This is a genomic window from Mycobacterium sp. 5-140-3-2, from assembly GCF_035666375.1.
Taxonomy (GTDB): domain Bacteria; phylum Actinomycetota; class Actinomycetes; order Mycobacteriales; family Mycobacteriaceae; genus Mycobacterium; species Mycobacterium intracellulare.
The window spans coordinates 4,071,446-4,096,463 of sequence record NZ_CP142025.1 but is presented as its reverse complement, the minus strand read 5'-3'; the positions used below and the strand labels follow the sequence as shown (position 1 = coordinate 4,096,463).

Genomic DNA, 25,018 nt, shown 5'->3' with positions numbered 1-25,018 from the left:
CCTGCATGACGAGTTCGACCGACGCCGTTCCGACGCCCCACGCCACCGCCGAGCAGGTGGAGGCCGCCCGGCACGACAGCAAGCTGGCCCAGGTGCTCTATCACGACTGGGAGGCCGAAACTTACGACGAGAAGTGGTCGATCTCCTATGACCAGCGCTGCATCGACTACGCGCGGGGCCGTTTCGACGCCATCGTGCCCGACGCGGTGCTGCGGGAGTTGCCCTACGACCGGGCCCTCGAATTGGGCTGCGGCACAGGGTTTTTCCTGCTGAATCTGATCCAGTCCGGGGTCGCTCGCCGCGGGTCGGTGACCGACCTGTCGCCGGGCATGGTCAAGGTCGCCACCCGCAACGGGCAGTCCCTGGGCCTGGACATCGACGGCCGGGTGGCCGACGCCGAGGGCATCCCGTATGAGGACAACACCTTCGATTTGGTCGTCGGGCACGCCGTGCTGCACCACATTCCCGATGTCGAGCTTTCGCTGCGCGAGGTGATCCGGGTGCTGCGCCCGGGCGGGCGGTTCGTCTTCGCCGGCGAACCGACCAGCGCCGGCGACGTCTACGCCCGCGAGCTGTCCACGCTGACCTGGCGGATCGCCACCAACGTCACCAAGCTGCCGGGCCTGGGCAGCTGGCGGCGCCCGCAGGCCGAGCTCGACGAATCCTCCCGCGCCGCGGCGCTGGAGGCCATCGTCGACCTGCACACCTTCACGCCCGGTGACCTCGAGCGGATGGCCGCCAACGCCGGCGCGACCGAGGTGCGGACCGTCAGCGAGGAGTTCACCGCCGCGATGTTCGGCTGGCCGGTGCGCACCTTCGAGGCGTCGGTGCCGGCCGGGCGGCTCGGCTGGGGCTGGGCGAAATTCGCGTTCAACGGCTGGAAGGCCCTGAGCTGGGCGGATGCCAATGTGTGGCGGCGCGTGGTGCCGAAGGGCTGGTTCTACAACGTGATGGTGACCGGGGTCAAACCCTCCTGAGCGGTGGGCTGCGGTTCAGCGCCGACGACGTCGGCTACCTGCGGTCGCAAGCCGGCGCCGCGGCGCTGGCGGCCGTCGCCGAACTCGAGCTGACGGACGCCACCCGGGTCGCCGACGTCGCCGCGACCCGCGCCCGCTTCGGTGAGCGGGCGGCGGTGCTGGTGGAGACGGTCCTGTTGCGCCGCCGCGCCGCGGAGAAACTGAGCGGGCTGGGGTGCGCCGTGTCGGACTGGCTGTTCACCGACGAGGCGCTGCAGCAAGCCACCGCCGCGCCGGTGGCGGTGCACCGGGCCGGGCGGCTGGCCGAGGCCGCCCCGGACGCCGTCGTGCACGACGCGACGTGTTCGATCGGCACCGAGCTGGCCGCGCTGCGCGGCCGCGGGATCACGACGGTGGGCAGCGACGTCGACGCCGTGCGGCTGGCCATGGCCCGCCACAACGTGGGGGCGGCGGGGCTCTGCCGCGCCGACGCGCTGCACCCGGTGACCCGCGATGCCGTGCTCGTCGTCGATCCGGCGCGCCGCGCCGAGGGTCGGCGGCGCCTGCGCATCGACGACTATCAGCCCGGCCTGGCCGCGTTGCTGGAGGCGTATCGAGGCCGGGATTTTGTCGTAAAGTGCGCTCCGGGAATCGATTTCGACGAGGTGCGGCGGCTGGGCTTCGACGGAGAGATCGAGGTGACGTCCTATCGCGGCTCGGTTCGGGAAGCCTGCCTGTGGTCGTCGGGATTGGCGCGGCCCGGCGTCACCCGGCGGGCGAGCGTCCTCGACCGCGGCGAACAGGTCACCGACGCCGACCCCGACGACTGCGGCGTGCGCCCAGTCGGGCGGTGGATCGTCGACCCGGACGGCGCCGTGGTCCGGGCCGGGCTGGTGCGCCACTACGGCGCGCGGCACGGGCTGTGGCAGCTCGATCCCGACATCGCCTACCTCTCGGGTGATCGGCTGCCGGCCGGGGTGCGGGGCTTCGAGGTGATCGAGCGGCTGGTCTTCGACGAACGACGGCTGCGGCAGGCGCTCTCGGCGCTGGACTGCGGGTCGCTGGAGGTATTGGTCCGCGGGGTGCGGGTCGACCCCGACGCGCTGCGCAAACGGATGCGGCTGCGGGGCCGCCGGCCGCTGTCGACGGTCATCACCCGGATCGGGTCGGGAACCTCGGGGCGCGCGACGGCGTTCGTTTGCCGGGCGTCCCGGTAGCGCCGGGTACGCTGGCGGCGGTTACTTTTCCGGTCGCACCCCCGCCCTGGCTAGTTTGCGAGGACAATTCCACGATGCGTTATCTGATAGCCGCTGCGCTGCTCGCAACGGCGGTGTTGTTGGGCTGGCCGGCCGCCGCCGAGCCGCCGTCGTGCGCGAGCCTCGGCGGCAGCGTCGAGGCCGGCCAGATGTGCCGCGTGCACGCCACCGGCCCCAACTACATGCTCACCATGACGTTTCCCACCGACTACCCGGATCAACAGGCGCTGACCGACTACATCACCCAAAACCGGGACGGCTTCGTCAACGTCGCGCAGAGTTCCGGGGGGCGCGACCAGCCGTACCAGCTGGAGGCCACCACCGACCAGCACAGCGCCGGTCAGCCGCCGCACAACACCCGCAGCGTGGTGCTCAAGTTCTTCCAGGACGTCGGGGGAACGCGGTCGTCGATCTGGTACAAGGCGTTCAACTACAACCTCGGGACGAAGCAGCCCATCACCTTCGACACCCTGTTCCCGCCGGGGACGACGCCGCTGGACGCCATCTTCCCGATCGTGCAGCGCGACCTGGAACGTCAAACCCCTTTGGGCGCCGCGATTTTGCCGTCGACGGGCCATGATCCGTCGCACTATCAGAATTTCGCCATCACCGACGATCAGCTGATCTTCTACTTCGCCCCGGGCGAGATGCTGCCGGCGTTCGGGGGGCCCGCCCAGGCCCAGGTGCCGCGCAACGCGATCCCGCCGCTGGCAATCTGACCACGGCTCAGACCGGCCCGGCCCGCAATTCCATCGCCACGGCCAGCGCCGCCAGCGCCACCTGGGCGAGGCAACCGATGATCGGGACGAAGAAGGCCCTCCTCCCGCGCACCAGCAGGTACACGGCGACCACGACGTCGGCGACCAAGAGGGCGGCCCCGCCCCAGGTGCCCAGGTTCATGGCCCGGTCGATCCAGGCGGGATCGCCGCACTTCTGATAGCTGCACGGGTCGGTGCTCATCACCAGCAGGCCCAGGACCACAAAGGTCGCCCCGTAGAGGCCGCCATGGATGACCAGCAGGACGAGCGTCGCCACGATGTCGGCGGTGCTTGCGCGCCGGCCCTCCGCCGTGGTGGTCGCGGCGTCCTGCGCTGTGGGGTCGTCGATCGGCACTTAAGGAGTATGTCCCGGTCAGGCCGGCGCGAAACCGTAGACCTGGCCGTCGCTGGTGGCGGCCACCACCCGCCGGTCGGTGCCGACCGCAACCCCGAGCGGATACCCGGTGGCCGCCGGCAGCGGATAACTGTTCAGCGTGTGGCCGTCACCGGGATCGAAGACCAGCACCGACATCCCGGGGGCGCCGTTGGCGGGCGGTCCGCCGACCACCGTGTAGCCGACCCCGGCGCCCGCGAGGCTCGACGACGACAGGGGGACGGCGTCGTCGCGGCGCCACACCTGGTCGGCGTGATCGCCGGCGTCCTTGAACGCGACGAGCCGCGTGTCGGGCCCGCCACCGGACACGATCAGCCCCTGCGGGGTGATCGCCGGGGGAGTCTGCGCCAGAAATCCCAGCGGCGCCGACCACTTCACCTTCGCGTCCGCTGTGCGCAGCGCCCACAGGCGTTCGTCGCGGCCGTTGACGTAGACGGTCGACCCGTCGGCCGAGAGCACCGGGCTGGCGATGGCGCCGGCGCCCACGGCGTCGCTGGTCCACTCCTTGGTCAGCAGCGGCGTCTGCCCGGGGTGGTACTTCAGGCCCACCAGCACAGCGGCCGGTGCCCCCGGCTGCCAGACGCCGAGCACCGCCATCCCGTTGGCGGCCGAGAAGGCGGGGGCCGCCGCCACCGGGCAGCCCTGGCGCGCCGGCGCGCAGTCGGCGAGCCCGCGCGTCGCATCGGTGGGATCGATGCCGTCCACCAGATCGAGCGGGCTGCTCACCACCTGGCCGCGATGTGAGTCGAAAACCAGCACCTGCCCCAGGTGCGTGGCGACGAGTAACTCGCCGCTACCGAGGAACCGCGGCGTCGTGGGCATGCCGATGACCGGCTGGCGCCAGCGCGTCCACTGCGTCACCGGGAACGACAGGAAGGCGCCGGGCTGGCCGACGTAGAGGTTGTCGAAGCCGTCGAGCAGCGGCCCGCCGAAGCCGCCGCCCTGGAACAACCGCACACACCAGCGCTGGCGTCCGTTGTGGTTGTTCTCCCACTCCATCAGCGAACAACCCGCGGAGGTCTGGGCGTTCAGTGCCAGATAGCCCCGCGCGCTCAGCGCCGGTCCGGCGGCCAGGCTCCCCTTGACCGACCGGGTCCACTGCAACGACAGCTTGGTGGCCCCGCCGGTGGGGGTGTAGCTGCTGTTGGCGGCGTCGGCGTATTGCGCCGGCCAGCCTTGTGCGGCCGATGCGTCCACCCACGAGTCGGTGGTGCCGCAGCCGCCGACCCCGGCCACGAGCGCCGCCGCCAGCAGCGCGGATGAGCAACGCCGAAGCCCACTGACGAGGTGTCGGGCAAGCACGTCGGTTTCCAAGTCCTTCCCCAGGGCGTGCGCAGGTGCGGCGGTCGAGTACACGTGAGGGTATCGCTTGGGCTCTCGACTAGGCTTTCCGGCCATGACGAGCATGTGGGGCGCCCCGGTCCATCGCCGCTGGCGTGGATCGAACCTGCGCGACCCGCGCCAGGCCAGGTTCCTCACGCTGGCCTCGCTGAAGTGGGTGCTGCGCAACCGCGCATACACCCCGTGGTACCTGGTGCGCTACTGGCGGTTACTGAAGTTCAAGCTGGCCAACCCGCACATCATCACCCGCGGCATGGTCTTTCTCGGCAAGGGTGTGGAAATCCATGCCACGCCCGAGCTCGCGCAGCTCGAGATCGGGCGCTGGGTCCACATCGGTGACAAGAACACCATCCGCGCGCACGAGGGTTCGCTGCGGTTCGGCGACAAGGTGGTGCTGGGCCGCGACAACGTCATCAACGCCTACCTCGACATCGAGCTCGGCGATTCGGTCCTGATGGCCGACTGGTGCTACGTCTGCGATTTCGACCACCGCATGGACAACATCGACATGCCCATCAAGGACCAGGGCATCGTCAAGTCCCCGGTGCGGATCGGCCCGGACACCTGGGTGGGGGTCAAGGTGTCGGTGCTGCGGGGCACGTCGGTCGGGCGCGGTTGCGTGCTGGGATCGCATGCGGTGGTGCGCGGGGTGATTCCGGACTACTCGATCGCGGTGGGCGCGCCGGCCAAGGTGGTCAAGAACCGCCAGCTCGCCTGGGAGAGCTCGGCCGCGCAGCGTGCCGAACTCGCCGCCGCCCTGGCCGACATCGAACGGAAAAAGGCCTCCCGCTAGCTGTCCGGTTGCGGCCGGTCGTCGACCTTGAAATGGAAGTTGACGTCGCCCGCGGCGACGTTCGTGACGGTCACCAGCACACCGTATTTCTGGCCGTGGTCGGTGAGCTGACACCGAAGTGTCGCGCCCGCAACGCCTCTCAGATTGTCGGGGCAGGTCACCGAGTCCGGCTTTCTGCCCACCCGCTGGCCGAGCTGGGTGCTGATCGCGGCGGCGACCTGCTCCTTGCCGACCATCTCCACCATGTCGAACTTGACGTCGCCGCCCTCGACGCTGGTGACCGTGACGTTGACGCCGAACGGCCGGTTCTTGACCTTCATTTCGCAGGTCACCTGCGCGCCGAGGGTTGCGGGCAGGTCGTTCGGGCAGTTCACCGACTCGGGCTTGTTGCCCGCGGCGTCGGTCATCTTCGCGGAGATCTGGCCGGCGACCTCGCTCCTGCTCACCGCGTGCGACGAACCGATCGAGCAGGAACAGCCCGCGACGGCGGTGATGAGGCCGGCGGCAGCGCACGAAACCGGCAGCGCGCGGATGACGGTCATTGTCGCCTCCCGAATGGCTTGACCAGCTGAATCGGCCGATCATGGCATGCCCATCGGCTACGGGTGCACGATTGGGCAAACGAGCGCCGAGATCAGATGCTCTGATAGCGCCGCAGCGCTTCGGCCCGTTCGGCGGCGTGGTCGACGATGGGCTGCGGATAGTTGTCCGGCCGCCGGCCCCTGCGCAGGTGCACGTCATCGGCCGAGCGCAGCTCGGGCACCCAGCGGCGGATGTAATCGCCTGTGGGGTCGAACTTTTCGCCCTGTGTCGTCGGGTTGAACACCCGGAAGTAGGGCGCGGCATCGGTGCCGCAGCCCGCACACCACTGCCAGCCGTGCTGGTTGTTCGCCATGTCCCCGTCCACGAGCTGGTCCAGAAACCATTCGGCGCCCCACTGCCACGGCAGATGAAGGTCCTTGACCAGAAACGACGCGACGCTCATCCGCACCCGGTTGTGCATGAACCCGGTTTCGCGCAGCTGCCGCATCCCGGCGTCGACGAAGGGAAAACCGGTCTCACCGGCCTTCCACGCCGCGAAGCGGCGCTCGGCCTCGGCGCCGGAGTCGGTCGGGATGCCGTCGAAATCTTTGTTCCAGTTGCGCCACGCGCTCGCGGGCCAGTGGTGCAGCACGTCGGCGTAGAAATCGCGGAAAGCCAACTCCCGCAGGTACGCCTGCGCCCCGCCGCCGCGCAGGTCCAGGTCGGCGGCCAGGGTGCGGGGGTGGACGGTGCCGAATTTCAGGTGCGCCGACATCCGGCTGGTGCCGCGCAGGTCGGGCCTGTTGCGGTCGTCGGCGTAGCTTCTCAATCCGTTGTCGAGGAAGGACTTCCACTGGGCGCGCGCCGCGGCCTCGCCGGCGGCGACATCGAGCGAGACACCGGGGTCGGGGATTTCGCAGTGCTCGACTTGCAGGCGCGCCGGATCGAGCCAGCGCGCGGAGGCGGCGCCCGATGTGGCCGGGGCCCGCCAGCCGACTTTGTGCCACTGCCGCAGAAACGGTGTGAACACCTGGTACGGGGAGCCGTCCGGCTTGGTGACGCGTCCGGGCGAGACGAGGTACGGCGAGCCGGTCGCCACCAGCGGGACCGCGCCCAGTGCGGCGCGCACCCGTTCGTCGCGGCGCGTGCCGAACGGCGCGAAGTCCTCGGAGATGTGCACCGACGTCGCGCCGATCTCCTTGGCGATGTGGGGAATCTGGGTGTCGGGCCGCCCGCGGGTGACGAGCAGCCGCCCGTCGAGGTCCGCGCGCAGCCGCCGCAGCGAGTCACCCAGGAACTGCAGCCGGCGCTGTCCCGACGAGCTTTCCAGCCGCGGATCGAGCACAAAGCAGGCGAGCACCTCGTGGGCCTCGGCCGCGGCGAGCAGCGCCGGATGGTCACGCAGCCGCAGATCGCGGCGAAACCACAACAGGGCGGGCATGATTCGGCCCCTTAACGGTTGAGCCGCCAGATGTGGGTGGACAGGACGGTCGCGAAGCCGCACCACATGGGGTAGGGCAGTAGCGCCGGCCCGCCCCGCGGGCCGGCTTGCGCGGTGCGCCTCACCAGGTCGGCGCTGCTGGCCGTCAGCGCCGCGGCACCGACCGCGGCCGCACCGAGCTTGTGGTACCGAAAGAAGAGCCAACTCCACCCGGCGTTGAGGAGCAGATTGACCACCAGGGCAGCGGCGTAGCTGCGCGCCTGGTCATGGCGCCCGGTGGCGCGAAACCGGTCGATGGCCACCGCCGACGTGACCGCGATGTCCGCGTAGAGCGTGGTCCACGCGACGGGGAAGGCGGCGCGCGGCGGCTGGTACGCGGGCTTGCGAAGCCGCGCGTACCACGGCGAGGCGGCGTTGGCGCTGGCGACGCTGCCGGCGCCGGCGGCCGCGGCGACGCCCAGGGCCGTCGCACCTAAGATCGATTTGTTCACGGCGTGCTCCGTTCGCGTTGGGCCCGATCCGCTTGTTGTTCAACGGGTTCGGCATTGGCGGGGCTGGTGGGCCACCAGATTCGGTCGCCGATGAGGGCGAACAACGCCGGGATGACCAGGGTGCGCACCACGAAGGTGTCGAGCAGGATGCCCAGGCCGACGATGATCCCCAACTGCGTCAGGACGATCAACGGCAGCACCCCGAGCACGCAGAACACGGCGGCCAAAACGATTCCCGCGCTGGTGATTACGCCTCCGGTCGCCGACACCGCGCGCACCATCCCGTCGCGCGCGCCGTGCCGTGCGGCCTCTTCGCGGGCGCGGGTGACCAGAAAGATGGTGTAGTCCACGCCGAGGGCGGCCAAGAACAGGAAGGCGAACAGCGGGGTGGTGTTGTCCAGTGCCGGAAAACCGAAGATATGGATGCTCGCCCAGCCGCCCATGCCCAACGCGGCCAGGGCACCCAGAATCGTCGCGGCCAGCAGGGTCGGCGGCGCGAGGGCGGATCGCAGCAACGCATACAGGACGACCAGGATGACGGCCAGGATCGCCGGGATCAGCAGCACGCGGTCATGCGCGGCCGCGTCCCGGACGTCGAGGGCCTGCGCGTCGGCGCCGCCCACCAGCGCGCCGGGGTCGGCGGCCCGGGTCGAATCCCGCAGTGCGGCAACGATGCCGAACGCCCGGTCGGACGACGGCGGTGCGTCGATCACCACCGACCACTTCGTCAGCCCCGTTTCCGCGCGGCCGGACTCGGTCACCGAGACGACGCCGGGCGTGGCCCCGATCGCCTGCCGCACGGGCGACGCGTGGGCGGTGGGCGCGACAACCAGTGTCGGGTTGGCCAGGCCGGCCGGGAAGTGTTCGGCCACCACGGCGTAACCGGACACCGAATCCGCGCGCACGCGGAACTGCTCGGTCTGCGACAGCCCGATCCGGGTCCCCCACAAGCCCGTGCCCAGGGCGGCCAGCACCGCGATCGCGACCACCGCAACCAGCGCGGGACGACGGGCGACCGATTCCGCGATGCGCCGCCAGGCACCGGAATCCCGGTCCTCGGCGTCGTCGGCGTGCGGGATGAACGGCCAGAACAATCGGCGGCCGCACACGGCCAGCATCGGCGGCAGGATGACCAGCACCGACACCGCGGCGACCACGAGGCCGCACGCCGCCAGCGCGCCCAGACTGCGTGTGCTCGGAGTGGCCGCGAACAGCAGCGTGAGCAGCGCCAGCACCACGGTGGCATTGCTGGCAACGATGGCCGGCCCCGCCCGGCGCACGGCGTGCCGCAGCGCGACGCGGTGCCCGGAATGGCGCCGTAGCTCTTGGCGATACCGGGAGATCAACAACAGCGCGTAATTGGTGCCCGCCCCGAACACCAGCACGCTGGTGATGCCCGAGGTGGCGCCGTCGAAGCTCAGCCCGGTCAGCGACGCCACCGCCGTACCGACCGCGGCGGCGACCCGGTCGGCGAATCCGACGACGAGCAAGGGGACCAGCCACAGCACCGGGGACCGGTACGTGGCGATCAGCAGCAGCGCCACCACCGACGTCGTCACGGCGAGCAAGGTGATGTTGGCGTTGGTGAAGGCGCTGGCGATGTCGGCGCCGAACGCCGGCCCGCCCGTGACGTGCACCTGCAGATCCGTGGGCAGGCCGCTCGCCGCGGCCGTGCGCAGCGCCGTGACCGTGCGGTCGAGGTCAAGCCCCGACAGGCCGCCGCTGATCGGCACGATGCCCAGGACGGCCTTCCCGTCGGTCGACGGCAGCGCGGGCGCCGCGCCATCCCCGCCGGGCGGCGCGGCGGCCTGGGCCCGATCGCGGGCCGCGCGTGCGGCCGAAACGTCCGAGGGGCTGAGCACCGCGCCGTCGGTCCGGCTGACCACGACAATCACCGGGGCGCGGTCGCCGCCGGTGAACTGCCGCGACAGCGCGTCCACCTCGGCCGACGCGGAGTCGTCGGGCAGCGATTTCGGTGACTGGCCCGCCGCCGCGTTCTCGCCGATGAGAACCATGAAACCGACCCCCAGCAGGGCCGCGACCAGCGCGAGCAGCCACGAACGTCGACCCGTCACAGCGGTGGCCAAGGGCTCCCATACCACGAACACAACCCTTTCAGTTAGTTAAACATTAATCAACTGAAACGACGCAGCGCCACGAAGTCGGCATGGCGCTGCGCGAAAGGGGGCACTATGAACATTATGGACGCGATGCGGAGACATTGATGGACGCGAGGCTTGCCGGCGATGACCGCTGACCGTGGCGCGATGAAGAATCGCAAGCGGCGGCACATCGACGTGTGCCTGAGCGAGCCGGTCGGTTATGCCGGGGTCAGCACCGGCCTGGACCGGTATCACCTGCCCTACAACGCGCTCACGCAGACCAGCCTGGGCGACATCGACCTGTCCACCACGTTTTTCGGTGCCAACCTGCGCTCTCCGATCCTCATCGGCGCGATGACCGGGGGCGCAGAGTTGTCCGGGACGATCAACCGCAATCTGGCGGCCGCCGCCCAACAGCTCGGCGTCGGCATGATGCTCGGCTCGCAGCGCATCATGCTCGACAGCGCGCTGGGGGAGCGCGCCGCGGACAGCTTCACGGTTCGCGACGTCGCCCCAGATGCGTTGCTGTTCGGCAACATTGGGCTATCCCAGCTGGCGAAGGCGGCCGTGCCGGACCTGGCCAAGGCCCTCGATCGGGTGGGCGCCGACGCGCTTGCCGTGCATACCAATCCGTTGCAGGAAGCGATGCAACACAACGGCGACACCGACTTCTCCGGCTCGGTGGACCGGCTGCGCGAAGCGGCCGACGCCCTCGGCTACCCCGTGTTGCTCAAGGAGGTCGGCCACGGGATCGGCGGCGCCGCGGTGGCCGAACTCCTTGGGGCCGACGGCACGCTTCCGGTTGCCGGAATCGACGTGGCGGGCGCCGGCGGCACGTCGTGGTCGCGGGTCGAACAGTTCGTGCGTTACGGCGAACTGCGCCATCCGGAGTTGGCCGACTGGGGAATCCCCACCGCGCGTGCGGTCGTGGAGGTGCGCGAGGCGCTGCCGGAGATCCCGCTGGTGGCGTCCGGTGGCATTCGAACCGGGATGGACGCGGCCAAGGCGATCGCCCTGGGGGCCGACGTCGTGGCGGTGGCCCGGCCGCTGCTGCCGGCCGCGATCGAATCCACTGCGGCGGTGGTGGATTGGCTGCAGCCGTTCATCGATGAGCTTCGGGTTTGCCTGCACGGCTGCGGTGCGGCAAACCTCGCGGCGCTGCGCGACGTCGACCTCGTCCGCGTTACGTAGCTTCGCGCGACGTGGCTGTCATCCTCGCGTACGGCTCGCCGGCACTCGGACATCTGCTGCCGGTCGGCGCCCTGCTGGCCGAACTCGCCCGGCGGGGTCACGACGTTCATGTGCGCACCATGGCGGGCGGCGTCTCGACGATGCGCTCGGTTGGCGTGCACGCCGCGCCCGTCGATCCGCGAATCGAGGCGATTGCCGGGAAGGACTGGCGGGCGCGAAACGCCTTGGAGGTCTTGACCTCGTCGGTCGACGTGCTGTGCCGGCGAGCGGTGTTCGAGGTCGACGACCTGCGTCGGGCCGTGGCCGAGGTTCGGCCGGATGCGGTCATCGTGGACGCGAATTGTTGGGGCGCCTTGTCGGCCGCAGACGCCGGGGAGATTCCGTGGTCGCTGTTTTCGCCGTTCACCCCGTACCTGCGCTCCCGGGGCGTGCCGCCGTTCGGTCCCGGGCTGCGGCCCCTGCCGGGCGTCGTCGGTGACCTGCGGGACGCCACGGTACGCCCGATCGTGAGGTACCTGTTCGACCGGCCAATGCTGCCGCGCGTCAACGCAATTCGCGTGCAGCTGGCGGTGCCACCGGTAACGTCGGTGGACGGCTTCATGCGCCGCGCGCCGCTGCTGCTGGCCGTCGGAGGCGAGCCTTTCGAGTATCGGCATCCGGGATGGCCCGATGTGTTGCACCACATCGGCGCGTGCGTATTCGAGCCGACCGAAACCGTGACAGCGGGTTGGATCGATGACCTCGACCGGCCCGTCGTGCTGGTGAACACGTCGTCGTTGCGGCAGGCCGACGAACCGCTGGGGCGAATCGCCTTGCACGCGCTGGCCGATGAGGACGTGCACGTCGTGGCGACGTTTCCGGCGGGCATACCCACCGATTTGCCGCGCCCCGACAACGCGACGGTATGCCGTTTCGTGCCGCACACCGCCGTCCTGGAGAAGGCCGCCTGCGCGATCACGCATGGCGGAATGGGGACCACACTGAAGGCTCTCGACCGGGGTGTACCGGTCTGCGTCGTTCCCTTCGCCCGCGATCAGGCCGAAGTCGCCCGGCGGGTGGAGGTCGCTCACTGCGGCACCCGGCTGAGGGCGAAAAAACTCACACCGGCGCGGCTGAGAGCGAAGGTGCGTCAGGCAATGACGATGGCGGACGGTGCGCGACGGGTGGCCGCCGGGTTCGCGGCCACCGGAGGTGTGGCCCGCGGAGCGGATCTCATCGAGCAGCGGCTGTTGGGATGCACCGTCGAGCGCCCGGTGCACTAACCGGCCCGGTGCGTCTCAGCGCACGGCGCCGCCGCGGCCTTTCGCCGGGGTGCGCTTCCCCTCGGGGGTGGCGGGCCGTTTGGGAGCCGGTGCGGTGAGCGTGGATTCGAAGGCGGACATCGCCTCGATCATCGCCGTGAAAACCCGATGAGCGGCCGCCAAGTCGCGGTCGGGAAGCTCGGCGAGGGCGGTATGCAGTTCGGCGCCCAACGGCGTGAAAAATGAGCGCGCCAGCGCCATTCCAGGTTTCTCGTAGCGCAGCAGCGTCTTGCGGCGGTCCTGCGGGTCCGGTTCGCGCCGGAGGTGCCCTGCGTCGATCATGCGGTCCACGAGATAGGTGATGGCGGCGGGCGATACGTCCATGCGCCTCCGCAATTGCGCCGCCGTCAAAGGCGTTCCGGCAGTCTCGGCGACCATGATGTGCAGCAGGGCGTGGAAGTCGGTGCCGCTGACCTCGTTTTGCCGCGCGAAGTGCCGGCCGATGCGGTCGGACTGCGCCGTGATCGCGCGCATGTCCGCCGACATCAACTTCTCGAGTTCGGCTCGGTCCATTCGCCGGTCAGCGGCGCCGCGCTTGGTCACTTACCCGCATCCTCTTGCAAGATAGGCCGACCAGCGTTTCGGGACCGCTGCGCGCGGCCCCCGGTCCGGTCGGTGGCCATCAGCCTACGGCACCCCTACCGGATCACCGTGGCTTAGCCGGTGGGTCGAGGCGGTGTCACGACTTCGCGGGGTCGTGACCCCAGTTCATCAACGAGTAGCGCCAGGGGCTCTCGTCGATGTTGCCCTGTGGACGTTGCGCCAGATGGCGCTTGGCGTACCCGACAACCTTGCGCATGTGCGCGTAGTCGGCCTCGGTGAGGTCTTTTCGCTTCGCCGTGAGTATCTCGACGATGCGGCGCCCGCTGGCATGACCGGTCGACTCGCTCTCGCCCTGCTTTTGTCCCACGGCGTTCGACTCTTCTGTGGCGAGCCACTTTTCCAGCTCACCGGCGGTCATGTTCACCGCGTCGTGGAAGCGGGCCCAGGTGGTGTCCTTGTCCTCTGTCATCGGATGACCCTCGACACGAATCAGTCCGCGCGGCGCAGCGCGTCCGGCTTGTGCACCGCATCCGCGCCCGTCTTGTCGCTGCGCACCTTGTACTGCGGCTGGTCCGCGGAGGCGCGCACCGTGCGCCCGGCGGCCTCGGTATCCGAGGTGATCTCGCCCTCGACGGTACCGCGGACCGTCGTGCCGTGGCTTTGCCACTCGACCGCGTCGCCCTTGTCGAATTCTCTGTTGCTCATAGGTTTTCACCATTCGTCGATTCGTCGTTGGGCGACGCGGTGTGGGCGGGGTGACCCGCGGTGCGCCGCTCCTCTTTCATCGCCATCTCGTAGCGGTGGCGCTGTCCGCCGGCGAGTCGCATTCGCACCAGCTGTTCGATCTCCTTGAAGCAGCGGTAGTAGCCGTCGTCGTAGTCTTCGACCACCTGAAAGCTCCAGCGCCCCGGGAGGACGTTGCGCCCGATCAGCTCGCGGCTGATGTGTTGGGCCAGACCGGCGTGCCCGAGTTCGTGCAACCGCGACACCGCCTCGTCGAGTTGGAGGTCGGCATGGCCGGTGAGTTGGTGGAAGGAGTACAGGTGTCCCCGGGCGCGCTCGATGGTTTCCAGCGCCTCGGTGACTTTTCCCACCGCCTGCGTGGCGCCCTCGCCGGTGTTGTCGAAGCTCATGGTGTTCCTTCCCCGTATTCCGCTATGGCATTCCCGCTGAGCAGGGCGCCGAATCGCGGAGACGTTTCATGTATTCAATAGTCAAATGCTTGTGGCTACAGACCGCGGCGTCCTGCGGTTTGAACAGGTGCTCCTCGGGTATGTGATGGCCGATGACCGTGCACGAGACGTCGCAACGCCTGCGGGGCGCCCAGCGCAAAGTGCTGCGCCTGCAACGGCGTGTGTGGCTTGCCGAACTGGCCCTGTGGCCGGCCGCGATCGTGTTCGCGGCGCTGGTGCTGGGCACCGTATGGCTGCTGTGGCGGCGCTCAGCCGTTCACGCCGACGGGCCGCCTCCGGGGATGAAGGATCCGCCGCGCCAGGACGCACCATGAGACGCCGGCCGCGCTGAACGCCAACGCCTGTGCGGCACCAATGCGCCCGGTCGGCACGAAATGACCTGCGACATAACGCTCGATGAAGCCCGCGGTCGGCAGCGGATTCATCCCCGCGCTGCGGCGGGCCCACGATTCCAGGATGGTCAACGGGCAGGGGAGCCTGAGCGTGACGACGGCGATACCCCAACCCACCGCCGGCACGTGCAGCGCCATGGTGCGCGGCCAGCGCAATGCGAGAAAGCCGCCGCTGGGCACGTAGAGCAGGTACGCAAGGTGCGCGCCGACGGTCACTGCGACCGCGACTGCGTAGTGCCTCGTGACGGCCGAGGCGGACTCGGGTGCGGAACTGATCCGACGATTCTTGCATGCGCACCGCTGTGGGTCATCCGCGTGCGGCGCGTACCTGGTAACGACGCTCGGCGTAGGCGAGGTCGTCGCGCCAGAGCCTGCTCGACGCGAAGCGCATGAGCGGCGTGATCAGCGGCGCCACCCGGGATGCCCGCTTGAACCCGGGCCGCCCCGAGTGCGCGATGGTGGCTTCCAGGACGGCGGTGCGGGGGCGGCCATCGGGGCCCAAACCGATTGGGGTGGCGTGGGTTTCGACGACGCTGCCCGCCCCCTCCCCGTCCACGATGCGCATGACGATGGTGCGGGCCTCCGGGCAGCTGAACTCCGCGACGACCGGCACCCCCAGGCGTCCCATCCGGAACGTCACGGCCACCAAGAAGCGGTCGGCGTGTTCGGTCGGTGTGGTGAGCACCTCGAGGCGGGTGAACGAGTACGGGTGAAACCAGGCGCCATGCCACGGATCGAGCCGGTTGGCGATGACGTCGATCGGCTCGCAGACGCCCTCCATGCGGGCGACTGCGGCCAGGGTGTCGCCGGTCGGCCGGTCCGGAATCACCGGAAGCTCCAGCGGCGGCTCCCGTCCGACCGCATCGAGCCGCACCCAGACCAGGGTGCCGTCGTCGTGACCGGGCAATGGGCTCCAACCGAATTCGCGGGCGCGCCCGTCCAGGGTCAGCCCGTGCCACCGGCACACCAGCGTGCCGCGGTGCACCGTGCCGGTGGCGAGGTCGGCCCCCAGGTGCGGGCAACTGCGCGGTCCCACGCACAGGCGGTGCTGCTCGTCGCGCCAGGCGACGACCTCGACGCCGGCGACGAGCGCGCCGAACGGCCGCCCGCCGACCACCTGCCGGCTGGCGGCGAACGCGTACCAGTTGCCGGTGGGGCGATGCTGTGAGCGGCGCAGCGCGGCGTCGATGACGGCGGGTTGTGCATCGCGATAGGTCGGGCGCTGATCGGCCCACGACACACGCGGGATCACCTGCAGGGGCCAATCTTTGGGCCACGCCCGCAGGCTTTGCAGCTGGTCGCGGATCTTCATCGCCGGGCGGCTCCCTCGCGGGTGGCAAGCCATCGCAGCAGTGGTGAACGGCCCCGGGTGGGCACCGTGGACAACGGGTGTCCGGCCAGTCCCCAGCGTTTCAGCAGTTGGTTCGCGGCGCACCACCCAGTGGTGGCGGCGCGCTCCATCAGCGCCACCGGCAGGTCGATCCGGATGGCGTCGCCGGCCAACACCAGGCCCGGTGTCGGGGTGATCACCGCGGGGCGGTCCGTATAGGTGCCCGGCGCGAAAAGCGGGCAGTCGCTGCGGTGCAGCAGCCTCTCGTGAACGATGTGTGCCGCCGCCGTTTCCGGGTACACCGCGTGCAGCCGGCGGAGCGCGGCGGCGCGCGACGGCGCCGAATCCAATGCGTAGGAATGCAATTCGACCACCGAACCCTGATGCGCGCACGCCCACGCGCGGGCTTCGCGTTCGTAGCGTTCCAGCACGCTGATGTTGTCCAGCGGCTTGTACCCGGCCGTGCCCAGAAACGCCGGGCGCCGCGCCGAGACGGGGCGATCGAGCCAGAACCGATGCACGGCGAACGGCGGCGCGGTGCGCAGCCGCGAGATCCGGGCCCGCCAGTCATCGGTGCCAAGGCCGCTCGATCCCGCCACGATCCGCTGCAGGCCCGCGACGTCGGTGGCCAGCACCACCGCGTCGACGTCGAGCCGCTCGCCGGAATCGGTGTGCACGCGAAAGCGCCCCGCCGAATCCCCCTCGATGCCCAGGGCGGCGGTGCCGAGCCGAAACCGCACCCCGCGCCCCTCGAGGTAGCCGCACAACGGCTGCCACAGCGCGCTGTCGTAGTTCGCGCACGGGACGTCGAAGATCAGCCCCTCGGCCGATCCCAGGAAGTAGATGTGGAACATGGTCGCCAACTCGGCCGCGGACAGCTTGGCGGGGTCGGCGAAGAAGCTGCGGGAGAACACCTCGAACGCCAGATGCCGTGCGGCCTCGGGGAATCGGATGTTTTCGAGGAACGCCGCGGCGTCGATGTGGTCGAGGCGCTCGTAGGTGCCCGGCACCGACACCGCGGCCAGCGGCGCGGCGGCGCGGGCATCGATGCGGGTGAAGTCGCGAAGGCGGAACGTCGGGCTGCGCGCGGCGAAGGCGACGGCGTTCCACGGCGGGGTGCGCGGCAGCCCGCGGAAGCTGTCGCGCCGCCCCGCGCCGTCGATGAGCGGGTAATCCTCGACGGGAGTCAGCATCCGCAATCGCGGGTCGATCCGGGCCAGCAGGGCGCGCAGGTTGTAGTACTGCCGGAAGAACGCGTGGAAGCCGCGGTTCATCGCGAGGTCGACGCCGCCGTCGCGCTCGGTCCAGCCGCCGACCCGACCGCCGAGGTAGGGTTCGCGTTCGATGACCTCGACCGCGACGCCGCGCTCGGCGAGTCCGGTGGCGGCGGCCAGTCCGGCGATCCCGCCGCCGACGACGGCGACCCGGGGCCGCGACGGCAGCGCGCCGGCGTCCGGCAATCCCGTTGGTGCGGGCAATGTTCGGCGGCGACGGTCGGCGTGCGCGGTCATGACGGCGCGTCCGCCAGGAAGGTGTGCACGATGTTGGCTTCCCAGCCGGGCATCGTCTCGCTGTGCACGGCGGTGAAGCCGGCGTCGGCGAGGCGGGTCCGGAACCGCGCGGCGCCGTCGAATGCGAGCACGCTACGCCACAGGTAGCGATACAGCGCGGTGTCGCGGGTGCGCCACCACCCGGACGGGATGATGATGCCCCAGCAGACCGCGTGCCAGATGCGGGTGGCGGCCCGGGAGTCGCGCACCGAATACTCGTGCACTGCCAGGGTGCCGCCGGGGCGCAACAGTGTGCGGAAATTGCGCAGTTGGTCGTCGCGGTCGGCGACGTTGCGGATCAGGTACGCGGCCAGGATGGCGTCGAAGGGCCCGGTGATCCCGTGCTCCGCCAATTGTTCGACGGGGGTGTGGACGAAGCGCACCGTGGCGGGCCAGTCCTTCGCGCGCGCCGCGTCGAGCATTCCGCGCGACGCGTCCACGGCGACGATGTCGGCGTGGGGCGCGACGGCGAGCAGTGCGGCCGTCGAGGCGCCCGTCCCGCAGCCGGCGTCGAGCAGCCGTAAGCCCTTGCCGCGGGCCGGAATCCGCATCCGGCGCGCCGACAGCAGCAGTTGCGCGTGGTAGCCCGGGCTGGCGCCGACCAGCCGGTCGTAGGCCGCGGCACCCGCGTCGAACGCGGCTGCCAGGTCGGCGGGGGCGGGGCCCGCATCACCGACGCGCATGTTGCCGTTCCCACAGCAGCAGCACCGCGGTGACCAACGCGAAACCGAACAGAAAGTCTTCGACCGGAATGTCGAACGGGAAGCGCAGCCCGCTCAGCTGCCGATCGTCGTAGCTGACGATGGGCGAGCTGAGCTTTGTCAGCCATCCGTCGACCGGGATCTGGAATCCCAGGACGATCACCATCGACAGCCAGTAGGCCGGCCGGCGAAACAGCCCGGTGCGCAGCACCGCCAATTCCAGTGCGCAGACGGCCAATACCGCCAGCGCGGCGGGCAGGGTGTAGCCGAGACCGCTCACCGCCGGTGCACCCTTGCCAGGATGGCGCCCACTGCGTTGTAGGTCAGCAGCGCGCATGTCGGAATGACGAGAAAGAACAGCACCTCTTCGATCGGCACCCGAAACGGGATGCTCAGGCCGCTGAGGTACGCGCCGTCGTAGGTCCACACGCGCGCGGCGACGGCGATCTCATCCCAGATCAGGAACACCGCGGCGACCGGCAGCACCGCCTTGAGGAAGCGTCGCCACTGTCGGTAGACGCCGGGGCCCAACGCCTCCAGCGGCGCCGTGATCAGCAGGCATGCGGCCAGGACCACAAGGTATTGCCACCGATCGCTCATGCGGCCCCCGAGTTGAGATCGTCCCGCTCGCGATTTCGCGCCCGCCACGACCGTATCAGTCCCGCACCGGCGACCCGAAGCCGTCGAGCCCGGCCCACGGTGGCCCGGTGGTCGAACACCGCGAACTCGCTTCTTTCGATGCAGTCCAGGATCTCGGCGTACAGGGCGGCCGCGGTTGCCACGCACGGCCGTGAGCGACGCGCCAGCGTGGCGATCCCCGCCGCGGCGAATCGGTAAGTCTGACGCGCGATTTCGTGCTGCGCGGCCAGGGCGCGGCGCACCCGGGGGTCGGTGCGGCGATGCGCATGACACCACGTCAACAGCTCCCGATCCACGCCGTCGGCCGCGAGTTCGTCGGTCGGCAGGTAGACCCGGCCGCGCACCAGATCTTCGTCGACATCGCGCAGGAAGTTGGTGAGCTGGAAGGCCCGGCCCAGCGCCGCGGCATACGGCGCGGCCTCCTCCATCGGCGTCACGGTTCCCAGGATCGGGAGTACCTGCAGCCCAATGGCTTCCGCGGAGCCCCGCATGTAGAGGTTGAGCGCTGCGCGGTCGGGATAGTCGGTGACCGTGAGATCCATCCGCATCGAGTTCAGGAAGTCCTCGAAGAGCCCGGCGCTGATCCGGTAGCGCCGTGCGGTGTGCGTCACCGCCGCCACCAACGGATCGTCGAGGTGGGCGCCGTCGGAGAAGAAGCGCTCGGACAGTTGCTGCAGCCGCCTGCCACGACTGCAAGGGTCCAGCCGCGGATCGAGATCGTCGAGGATGTCGTCGGCGTAGCGGGCGAAGCCGTACAGCGCGTGCACGGGCGGCCGTTGGTCGGGCGCGAGCAGCCGGGTCGCCAGGAAGAAGGTGCGGCCATGGGCGGCATTGAGTTCCCGGCACTGGCGGTATCCCTCGCGCAGCCGCGGATCGTCGATTCCGGCCGCGGCCAATTCGCTGCGCATCATGGCAAACCGGCTTTCGTGTCGAGGACGGCGATGGCCCTCGTGGCGGCCCCGGTGATGCGGTCCGCGGCGAGCCGCCCGGAAATCAGGGTGGTCGGCACGCCGACGCCGGGCACCGTGGAGGAACCGGCGAGCACCGCGTTGTCGATGCCGCGCACCATGTTGGCCGGCCGGAACGGCCCGGTCTGACCGAACGTGTGGGCCAGCGCGAAGGGGCTGCCGGCCGCCATGCCCTGACGGGCCCAGTCGGCGGGTGTGACGACGTCGAGAACCGTTGCGTCCTCCCGCAATCCGGGGAGCAACCGGTCCGCGACGTGTGCGACGAGGCCCTCGGCGTAGGCGGCGCCGGCCCGCGACCAATCGATGGTGCCGCGCTCCAGGTTCGGCGCGGGGGCCAGGACGTAGAGCAGATCGCGGCCCTCGGGAGCCAGCGCCGGGTCGCCGGCCGTCGGGCGGGTCACCAGCAACGACGGATCGGTCATCAACCGGCCGTCGCGGATGATGTCGGTGAAGGTCTGATCCCATGCCTCGCCGAACAGGATGGTGTGGTGGGCCGTGTCGCGAGCGACCGCGGGGCAACCCAGGTGCGCCACCACCGCCGACGGGGAGGCCCGCAACCGCACGGCGCGGCGGGGTGTGCGGCCCAGCAGCGCGTAGGTCTGGGGCAGTTCGGTGGTCAGCACGATCGCGTCGCACGAGATGCGCCCGGCCTGTTCGGTGAGTACGGCCCTGACCCGGCCGCCGGATTGTTCGAGGGCCGTAACGGTTGCGCCGTAACGGAATTGGACGCCGGCGTCGGTGGCCGCCGCGGCCAGCGCGTCGGGCAGCGCGCGCACGCCGCCCCGCGGGAACACCACGCCCGCGATGGTGTCCATGTAGGCGATGACCGCGTAGACCGCCAGGGCGTCGCGCGGCGCCACCCCGGCGTACAGCGACTGGAAGGTGAAGATCCGCTGCAGTCGCTCATCGCTGATGTGCCGCTTGACCATGCGATCCCACCTGCGGAAGCCGCCGATCGCCGTCAGCTGCGCCAGCCGCGGCGTGAGCAGCGAGAGCGGGGAATCGAAATTGGCACCGATGAACCCGTCGAATTCGGTGCGGTACAACCTGGTCAGCCACGTGCGCAGCCGCCGGTAGCCCGCCGCCTGCCCGGAACCGGCGAAGTCGGCGATTGCGTCGGCCATCCGGTCTGCGTCACTGTGCACATCGAGCGCGCTGCCGTCGGCGAACACGGCGCGGTAGGCGGGATCAACCGGCGACAGCTCCAGCCGGTTGGACCTTGTCTCGCCGACGGCCGCGAAGGTCTCGTCGATGATGTCCGGCATCGTGAGCACCGTTGGCCCGGTGTCGATCCGGTACCCGTCGATGTCGAGGCGCCCGGCCCGCCCGCCCGGCCATGGCTCACGTTCCACCACGGTGACCGCGCGCCCCCGCCCGGCCAGGTGCAGCGCCGCGGACAGGCCGGCCAGGCCGGCGCCGACCACCACGACGTGATCGGTGCGTCCGTCGATGGTCCGCATGGTCAACGCGCTCCCGACTCGGTACCGGTCATACGGCGCGATCCGTACAAGCCGCCGCCATTTCGGCCAGCGCGATGCGAACGGGCTCCTCGATCGGCAGGTCCCCGAGGTGGGCGCGCGCGGACGCGACGCGGTCGCCGATCATCTCTTCGATCAGCCCCACGGCCCCGGTCCCGATGATCAGCGCCTTCCACCTGTCGATCGCGTCACGCCCGAGGGCTTCACGATTCGCCAGCTCGGTGAGTTCACGGCGGGTCGCGGGATCGGCCAGCTGGTGGGCGGCCACCACGACGCTGGTTGCCTTGCGCTCGAGCAGGTCTATCGCGCTGGCTTTACCCGTTACCGCGGGTGAACCGAAGACGCCGAGCACGTCGTCGCGGAGCTGAAACGCCTCGCCGACGGCGCGGCCGTAGCGGCCCAGTTGGCACAGCGTGTGAGCGCCGCAGCCGGCCATGGCCGCCCCGATCTCCAGGGGTCGGCGCACGGTGTAGTTGCCCGATTTGCGCCGTGCCACATCGAGAACGAATTCCAGCCCGGGCGCCTGCCGCGCGTCGTTGATCAGGTCGGCGAACTGTCCCACGGCGAGCTCGGTGCGCATCGCGTCGTAGCGCGGCCACGCCAATTGCAGCCGCCGGGGATCGATTCCGCTGTCCCGCAGCATTTGTTCGGCCCAGATCAGGCACAGATCTCCGAGCAGGATGGCCGCGGACTCGCCGAATCGCCGTGAGGCGCCGGGCAATCCGCGTTCCCGGTGCCACCGCCCGAATTGCCGGTGCGCCGACGGGCGGCCGCGCCGCACGTCGGAGCCGTCCATGACGTCGTCTTGCAGCAGCGCGAAGGCGTGCACCAACTCAAAGCTCGCCGCGGCCCGCAACGCCGCGGGGTCGGCCGGCGCGCCGCACAGCCACCCCAGGTACACGAACGTCGACCGCAGGCATTTACCGCCGGAGACGAAGTCGGCCAGGATGTCGCCGACCGCTTCGATGCCCGCCCCGTCCAGGTCGGCGGCGCGTCGCTGCGCGACGAACTCGGCGACCTCGACCAAAACCCTCCGCCGGACCTCCGACCGCCACTCGCCGAAGTCGTCACCGCCCGAGGAGCCCGTCACGGGCGGTGATGCGCCCGCGGGCGAAAACGACAAAGCTCCCATGGTGCCCAAGCGCTCCCTCCCGGACGGCTGGGAATGGCCGGGCCTGCGCTGGCCCGGCACACGCGGTCATACCCGCCGACGAGGCGGGCAAACCACGGCACGAGCCGCCAGGCCCCGCCCCGCGCCGCCCGGTGGGAGATACCACGTTGTTCAATAACTTAAACATTCACTTGATGAAGGTGATCCGTGTTTGCCGAGTCACGCTGGGCCCGAAACCGAGCACGGAGCCGAAACGCCAACCCGTGCGGTGTTTTAACCCCCATCGGGGTCACGACGCGGCGCTGCGGGGGACCCGGCTACGCGGCTGTCTCGGGCGGGCGAGTTCGGAGACGAAACGCCGTCGCGCCGCAAGGATGTCTTCGATGGTTTGAAAGGCCTCCGGTACCGAGTCGGTGGTCGCCAACCCGTTGTCGTGCACGATCCGCAGCAGCGGCCGGATCGCCTTGCCGGTGACCACGCTGCAGTGCACGCGGGCTTTACGGAGCTCGTCGTTGACGAACAGCAGCGCCCGAAAGCCCTCGACGCTGAGGAAGCGCAGTCGGCTCAAATCGAGGACCACCGGGGTCTTGAGCCGGGCGAAGCCGCGGATGGCTTCGGTGAGGTCTCTCGCATTCGCGGCATCGATCTCGCCGTCGACGCGCACCACCGTGGCGAGGCAGCGCGCATAGACGAACACGTGCGCCCTGGCGAATTGGGCCATGTGGCGGCCGCGTGTGGGATGTTGTTGGTCCGCCGAATCCGCGGAGTGAAGAGCAGCCATTGAAGCGCCTATCGATTGTGGTGAGAAGGGAGTGACCAGTGTTTGCACACCGCTCCCGCTAAAGACGCAGCTGTGAACTCAACCTGACAGCAGCCTAGCGTCCCCGCCGTCGCGCGGTAGCAAAGTTTCGTTTTCTGGACGGTGAGCAACGACGCCGATGAACCCGGTGGTGAATGCGTGTTTGGCGGCGTAACCGCGGGGTATACGCGGGCCACGTAACAAACGCGACGAATCCCTTGACGGACGGACGCGAGGGGTGGTGCGGCCCAATGGAAAAGCTCGGCCGCCGCTGGTGCCGGTTAGCGCTTGCGCCCGCTGCCATCATGATGTTTATCGGCGCACCGGGATGGGCTGGCGCCGACCCGGGGATCACGGTGTTTCCGGGAATGGAGATTCGTCAGGGCAACACGGTATGCATGCTCGGAATGGTCGAGCCGCGGCTGCGGGTCGCGCTGACCAGCGGGCAATGCGACGGTGGGCAGTCGATGGTGACCGACCGTGACCGCAAGCCGATCGGCGATGTGGTCCTCGGCCGTAGGCAGGTCGACACGGACTCGGCTGCGGACACGTCGATGCTGCCGGTCGAATACGAAGTCATCGCTCTTGCAGGCAATGTCACGGCCTCGGACGTGTTGCCCACGGGCCGGCAGTTGCGGTCGACGCCCGGGCTGCGCGCGCAGCCGGGCCTGCCCGTGTGTCAGCTGCGCCGCTCGACCGGGCAGCGCTGCGGGCCGGTCGGCACGGTCACCAACGGCCGTTTCGCCATCCCCGACATGGTCGTGGACGGTCGCGACTTCGGCGGGCCGGTCTACGCGCTGACCGACGACAACAAGGCCGTCATCGTGGGGCTCTACGAGGGCATGTGGAGGGCCTCACCCCAGTTCGAGTCGTGGCAGGCGGTCATGGCGCAGGTCTACATCGACAGCCACTCCTACAGCGGGCAACAACAGCTGCCCGCTCTGCGCATGATCAACTGGCGCACCGCCGCTCGCGCTGTGGCGGCGCCGTAGCCGTCCCGTCGTCACCCAGGGACGTCGCGCGGCGTGTTTCCCCCGACACAGAACGGGAATCCGCCGCCGGTGAATGTTTTCGATCTTGTGGCGCTGCCCTTCCAGTGGGGCTCCGCGATCCGGGGCAAACGGATCTTTCATCCGAGCGGGGTGCTGGCGAGGGGCTTCATCGAACGCATCGCCCCGGCGGGTCAGGGCTTGCCGATCCCCTCGTCGGAGATCGTTGCCCGGGTATCCAAGGCCAGCGGCACACCGGGCGCGCTGCCCGACTTCGTCGGCCTGGCTTTCCGGTTGACGCCCCCGGAGCCGGCGGGAAAGCCGTGGGACATCTTGCTCGTGTCCGCCGGGTCGGGGGTGCTGTCCCGGGCGGTGGCGCTGCGGCCGACCGCGTCGTGGAACGGACAGACACTGACCACCCTGATGCCGTTGCACTATCAGAACCACAATTGGTGGCTGCGGGCCCGCACCCCGAGCGACATCGACGGCCTCGGCTTGTCGCTGGCCAGCGTCCGCAACCGTCTCGAACACGGCAATATCGAGATCGCGCTCGACCAAGCCTGCGGCAGAGGGCATTTCACCCCGGTGGGCCGCTTGACGCTGACCGCGGTCGTCGACGACGAACAGCATCGCGACGTGTCGTTCGATCCCGTCGTCAACACCGCGCCGGGCCTGAGCCTGCACCCGCGGTGGCTCGCCGACCTGCGCGCCCGCGCGTATCGGCAGAGCCGTGACGGCAGGGATGCCGATGAGTAGCCGGGCGTAGGAAAGGGGGTAGC

General features: G+C 69.9%; 29 protein-coding genes. 9 read left to right on the top strand and 20 right to left on the bottom strand.

From position 1 onward, the window contains the following. Positions 1-5 precede the first annotated feature (5 nt). The 3 genes from P6281_RS18980 (at position 6) to P6281_RS18970 (ending at position 2,931) form a co-directional block, all read left to right on the top strand. On the top strand, positions 6-977 hold the full coding sequence (locus tag P6281_RS18980; protein WP_008259148.1) for a class I SAM-dependent methyltransferase: 972 nt from the start codon (positions 6-8) through the stop codon (positions 975-977). Beyond that, on the top strand, positions 935-2,173 hold the full coding sequence (locus P6281_RS18975; protein WP_179960106.1) for a THUMP-like domain-containing protein: 1,239 nt from the start codon (positions 935-937) through the stop codon (positions 2,171-2,173). Before P6281_RS18980 ends, P6281_RS18975 begins: the two co-directional genes overlap by 43 nt. Positions 2,174-2,247: 74 nt before the next feature. Further along, positions 2,248-2,931, top strand: a complete 684-nt coding sequence (locus P6281_RS18970; protein WP_014380768.1) for an esterase — start codon at positions 2,248-2,250, stop codon at positions 2,929-2,931. 7 nt (positions 2,932-2,938) lie between these two features. Here P6281_RS18970 and P6281_RS18965 read toward each other — a convergent pair whose 3' ends face one another. After that, the gene (locus P6281_RS18965) at positions 2,939-3,325 is read right to left on the bottom strand and encodes a DUF6264 family protein (RefSeq protein WP_014380767.1); all 387 of its coding nucleotides are present in this window, start codon (positions 3,323-3,325) and stop codon (positions 2,939-2,941) included. Positions 3,326-3,343: 18 nt separating this feature from the next. Beyond that, positions 3,344-4,678: an outer membrane protein assembly factor BamB family protein gene (locus P6281_RS18960; RefSeq protein WP_008259132.1), complete on the bottom strand. Its 1,335-nt coding sequence runs from the start codon at positions 4,676-4,678 to the stop codon at positions 3,344-3,346. Positions 4,679-4,760: 82 nt separating this feature from the next. On the opposite strand from P6281_RS18960, the gene P6281_RS18955 reads away from it, so the two are divergent. Continuing rightward, a complete protein-coding gene (locus tag P6281_RS18955; RefSeq protein ID WP_008259129.1) occupies positions 4,761-5,498 on the top strand; it encodes an acyltransferase in 738 nt (245 codons plus the stop codon). On the opposite strand, the gene P6281_RS18950 is transcribed toward P6281_RS18955, so the two are convergent. The 4 genes from P6281_RS18950 to P6281_RS18935 all read right to left on the bottom strand — a co-directional run bounded on the left by P6281_RS18950 (position 5,495) and on the right by P6281_RS18935 (position 10,054). After that, positions 5,495-6,040: a DUF4333 domain-containing protein gene (locus P6281_RS18950; protein WP_036429584.1), complete on the bottom strand. Its 546-nt coding sequence runs from the start codon at positions 6,038-6,040 to the stop codon at positions 5,495-5,497. The genes P6281_RS18955 and P6281_RS18950 overlap by 4 nt on opposite strands. Positions 6,041-6,132: 92 nt before the next feature. Further along, positions 6,133-7,461 (bottom strand): cryptochrome/photolyase family protein, encoded by a 1,329-nt coding sequence (locus P6281_RS18945; protein WP_008259125.1) that lies wholly within the window; start codon positions 7,459-7,461, stop codon positions 6,133-6,135. 11 nt (positions 7,462-7,472) lie between these two features. Further along, a complete protein-coding gene (locus tag P6281_RS18940) occupies positions 7,473-7,952 on the bottom strand; it encodes a TspO/MBR family protein (protein ID WP_008259124.1) in 480 nt (159 codons plus the stop codon). Continuing rightward, positions 7,949-10,054 (bottom strand): MMPL family transporter, encoded by a 2,106-nt coding sequence (locus P6281_RS18935; protein ID WP_369751693.1) that lies wholly within the window; start codon positions 10,052-10,054, stop codon positions 7,949-7,951. Before P6281_RS18935 ends, P6281_RS18940 begins: the two co-directional genes overlap by 4 nt. A gap of 144 nt (positions 10,055-10,198) precedes the next feature. Here P6281_RS18935 and fni point away from each other — a divergent pair, with 144 nt between their 5' ends. Together fni and P6281_RS18925 are read left to right on the top strand one after the other, a co-directional pair. After that, on the top strand, positions 10,199-11,245 hold the full coding sequence (gene fni / locus P6281_RS18930) for a type 2 isopentenyl-diphosphate Delta-isomerase (protein WP_008259122.1): 1,047 nt from the start codon (positions 10,199-10,201) through the stop codon (positions 11,243-11,245). An 11-nt stretch (positions 11,246-11,256) separates the two neighbouring features. Beyond that, the gene (locus tag P6281_RS18925; RefSeq protein WP_008259121.1) at positions 11,257-12,507 is read left to right on the top strand and encodes a glycosyltransferase; all 1,251 of its coding nucleotides are present in this window, start codon (positions 11,257-11,259) and stop codon (positions 12,505-12,507) included. A 15-nt stretch (positions 12,508-12,522) separates the two neighbouring features. Here the strand turns inward: P6281_RS18925 and P6281_RS18920 are convergent, their stop codons facing one another. The 4 genes from P6281_RS18920 to P6281_RS18905 form a co-directional block, all read right to left on the bottom strand. Continuing rightward, positions 12,523-13,089, bottom strand: coding sequence for a MarR family winged helix-turn-helix transcriptional regulator (locus P6281_RS18920; RefSeq protein WP_008259120.1), 567 nt, complete (start codon positions 13,087-13,089; stop codon positions 12,523-12,525). Between the two features lie 136 nt (positions 13,090-13,225). Continuing rightward, entirely contained in the window at positions 13,226-13,558 is a 333-nt protein-coding gene (locus tag P6281_RS18915; RefSeq protein ID WP_009955826.1) for a DUF3140 domain-containing protein, read from the bottom strand. Between the two features lie 20 nt (positions 13,559-13,578). Further along, positions 13,579-13,794: a DUF2945 domain-containing protein gene (locus tag P6281_RS18910; protein ID WP_008259118.1), complete on the bottom strand. Its 216-nt coding sequence runs from the start codon at positions 13,792-13,794 to the stop codon at positions 13,579-13,581. Continuing rightward, positions 13,791-14,222 carry a hypothetical protein gene (locus P6281_RS18905; RefSeq protein ID WP_008259117.1) on the bottom strand — a complete coding sequence of 144 codons (432 nt, stop codon included), beginning with the start codon at positions 14,220-14,222 and terminating at the stop codon, positions 13,791-13,793. The genes P6281_RS18910 and P6281_RS18905 overlap by 4 nt, the downstream gene beginning before the upstream one ends. A gap of 152 nt (positions 14,223-14,374) precedes the next feature. On the opposite strand from P6281_RS18905, the gene P6281_RS18900 reads away from it, so the two are divergent. Further along, positions 14,375-14,596, top strand: a complete 222-nt coding sequence (locus tag P6281_RS18900; protein ID WP_008259116.1) for a hypothetical protein — start codon at positions 14,375-14,377, stop codon at positions 14,594-14,596. On the opposite strand, the gene P6281_RS18895 is transcribed toward P6281_RS18900, so the two are convergent. From P6281_RS18895 to P6281_RS18850, 10 genes are all read right to left on the bottom strand, one after another. Then, entirely contained in the window at positions 14,531-14,854 is a 324-nt protein-coding gene (locus P6281_RS18895; RefSeq protein WP_369751753.1) for a DUF2784 domain-containing protein, read from the bottom strand. The two genes, P6281_RS18900 and P6281_RS18895, sit on opposite strands and share 66 nt — an antisense overlap. A 127-nt stretch (positions 14,855-14,981) precedes the next feature. Next, positions 14,982-15,986, bottom strand: coding sequence for a DUF5914 domain-containing protein (locus tag P6281_RS18890; RefSeq protein ID WP_036459388.1), 1,005 nt, complete (start codon positions 15,984-15,986; stop codon positions 14,982-14,984). Beyond that, complete coding sequence (locus P6281_RS18885; protein WP_014385501.1) at positions 15,983-17,515, bottom strand: FAD-dependent oxidoreductase; 1,533 nt, start codon at positions 17,513-17,515, stop codon at positions 15,983-15,985. Before P6281_RS18885 ends, P6281_RS18890 begins: the two co-directional genes overlap by 4 nt. Continuing rightward, positions 17,512-18,237, bottom strand: coding sequence for a class I SAM-dependent methyltransferase (locus tag P6281_RS18880; protein WP_014385500.1), 726 nt, complete (start codon positions 18,235-18,237; stop codon positions 17,512-17,514). The genes P6281_RS18885 and P6281_RS18880 overlap by 4 nt, the downstream gene beginning before the upstream one ends. Beyond that, complete coding sequence (locus tag P6281_RS18875; protein WP_009955833.1) at positions 18,224-18,535, bottom strand: lycopene cyclase domain-containing protein; 312 nt, start codon at positions 18,533-18,535, stop codon at positions 18,224-18,226. The genes P6281_RS18880 and P6281_RS18875 overlap by 14 nt, the downstream gene beginning before the upstream one ends. After that, positions 18,532-18,855: a lycopene cyclase domain-containing protein gene (locus P6281_RS18870; protein ID WP_014385499.1), complete on the bottom strand. Its 324-nt coding sequence runs from the start codon at positions 18,853-18,855 to the stop codon at positions 18,532-18,534. The genes P6281_RS18875 and P6281_RS18870 overlap by 4 nt, the downstream gene beginning before the upstream one ends. Further along, positions 18,852-19,805, bottom strand: a complete 954-nt coding sequence (locus P6281_RS18865) for a phytoene/squalene synthase family protein (protein ID WP_014385498.1) — start codon at positions 19,803-19,805, stop codon at positions 18,852-18,854. The genes P6281_RS18870 and P6281_RS18865 overlap by 4 nt, the downstream gene beginning before the upstream one ends. Next, positions 19,802-21,322 (bottom strand): phytoene desaturase family protein, encoded by a 1,521-nt coding sequence (gene crtI / locus P6281_RS18860; protein WP_036459377.1) that lies wholly within the window; start codon positions 21,320-21,322, stop codon positions 19,802-19,804. The genes P6281_RS18865 and crtI overlap by 4 nt, the downstream gene beginning before the upstream one ends. Positions 21,323-21,350: 28 nt before the next feature. Next, positions 21,351-22,472 carry a polyprenyl synthetase family protein gene (locus P6281_RS18855; protein ID WP_179300674.1) on the bottom strand — a complete coding sequence of 374 codons (1,122 nt, stop codon included), beginning with the start codon at positions 22,470-22,472 and terminating at the stop codon, positions 21,351-21,353. Positions 22,473-22,740: 268 nt separating this feature from the next. Further along, positions 22,741-23,172: an STAS domain-containing protein gene (locus P6281_RS18850; RefSeq protein ID WP_009955839.1), complete on the bottom strand. Its 432-nt coding sequence runs from the start codon at positions 23,170-23,172 to the stop codon at positions 22,741-22,743. A 329-nt stretch (positions 23,173-23,501) separates the two neighbouring features. Here P6281_RS18850 and P6281_RS18845 point away from each other — a divergent pair, with 329 nt between their 5' ends. Both P6281_RS18845 and P6281_RS18840 read left to right on the top strand, forming a co-directional pair. Beyond that, positions 23,502-24,242 carry an Rv1815 family serine proteinase gene (locus P6281_RS18845; RefSeq protein ID WP_014380751.1) on the top strand — a complete coding sequence of 247 codons (741 nt, stop codon included), beginning with the start codon at positions 23,502-23,504 and terminating at the stop codon, positions 24,240-24,242. A 69-nt stretch (positions 24,243-24,311) separates the two neighbouring features. Next, complete coding sequence (locus P6281_RS18840) at positions 24,312-24,995, top strand: phosphodiesterase (protein ID WP_014942676.1); 684 nt, start codon at positions 24,312-24,314, stop codon at positions 24,993-24,995. The last annotated feature ends 23 nt before the right edge of the window (positions 24,996-25,018 follow it).

Coding starts and splice junctions, on each gene's coding strand:
- P6281_RS18850 (WP_009955839.1), bottom strand. CDS start 23,172: ATGGCCCAATTCGCCAGGGCGCACGTGTTCGTCTATGCGCGCTGCCTC.
- P6281_RS18865 (WP_014385498.1), bottom strand. CDS start 19,805: ATGATGCGCAGCGAATTGGCCGCGGCCGGAATCGACGATCCGCGGCTG.
- P6281_RS18955 (WP_008259129.1), top strand. CDS start 4,761: ATGACGAGCATGTGGGGCGCCCCGGTCCATCGCCGCTGGCGTGGATCG.
- P6281_RS18915 (WP_009955826.1), bottom strand. CDS start 13,558: ATGACAGAGGACAAGGACACCACCTGGGCCCGCTTCCACGACGCGGTG.
- P6281_RS18890 (WP_036459388.1), bottom strand. CDS start 15,986: ATGAAGATCCGCGACCAGCTGCAAAGCCTGCGGGCGTGGCCCAAAGAT.
- fni (WP_008259122.1), top strand. CDS start 10,199: ATGACCGCTGACCGTGGCGCGATGAAGAATCGCAAGCGGCGGCACATC.
- P6281_RS18905 (WP_008259117.1), bottom strand. CDS start 14,222: ATGAGCTTCGACAACACCGGCGAGGGCGCCACGCAGGCGGTGGGAAAA.
- P6281_RS18885 (WP_014385501.1), bottom strand. CDS start 17,515: ATGACCGCGCACGCCGACCGTCGCCGCCGAACATTGCCCGCACCAACG.
- P6281_RS18870 (WP_014385499.1), bottom strand. CDS start 18,855: ATGAGCGATCGGTGGCAATACCTTGTGGTCCTGGCCGCATGCCTGCTG.
- P6281_RS18845 (WP_014380751.1), top strand. CDS start 23,502: ATGGAAAAGCTCGGCCGCCGCTGGTGCCGGTTAGCGCTTGCGCCCGCT.
- P6281_RS18980 (WP_008259148.1), top strand. CDS start 6: ATGACGAGTTCGACCGACGCCGTTCCGACGCCCCACGCCACCGCCGAG.
- P6281_RS18910 (WP_008259118.1), bottom strand. CDS start 13,794: ATGAGCAACAGAGAATTCGACAAGGGCGACGCGGTCGAGTGGCAAAGC.
- P6281_RS18950 (WP_036429584.1), bottom strand. CDS start 6,040: ATGACCGTCATCCGCGCGCTGCCGGTTTCGTGCGCTGCCGCCGGCCTC.
- P6281_RS18855 (WP_179300674.1), bottom strand. CDS start 22,472: ATGGGAGCTTTGTCGTTTTCGCCCGCGGGCGCATCACCGCCCGTGACG.
- crtI (WP_036459377.1), bottom strand. CDS start 21,322: ATGCGGACCATCGACGGACGCACCGATCACGTCGTGGTGGTCGGCGCC.
- P6281_RS18970 (WP_014380768.1), top strand. CDS start 2,248: ATGCGTTATCTGATAGCCGCTGCGCTGCTCGCAACGGCGGTGTTGTTG.
- P6281_RS18880 (WP_014385500.1), bottom strand. CDS start 18,237: ATGCGCGTCGGTGATGCGGGCCCCGCCCCCGCCGACCTGGCAGCCGCG.
- P6281_RS18945 (WP_008259125.1), bottom strand. CDS start 7,461: ATGCCCGCCCTGTTGTGGTTTCGCCGCGATCTGCGGCTGCGTGACCAT.
- P6281_RS18900 (WP_008259116.1), top strand. CDS start 14,375: ATGACCGTGCACGAGACGTCGCAACGCCTGCGGGGCGCCCAGCGCAAA.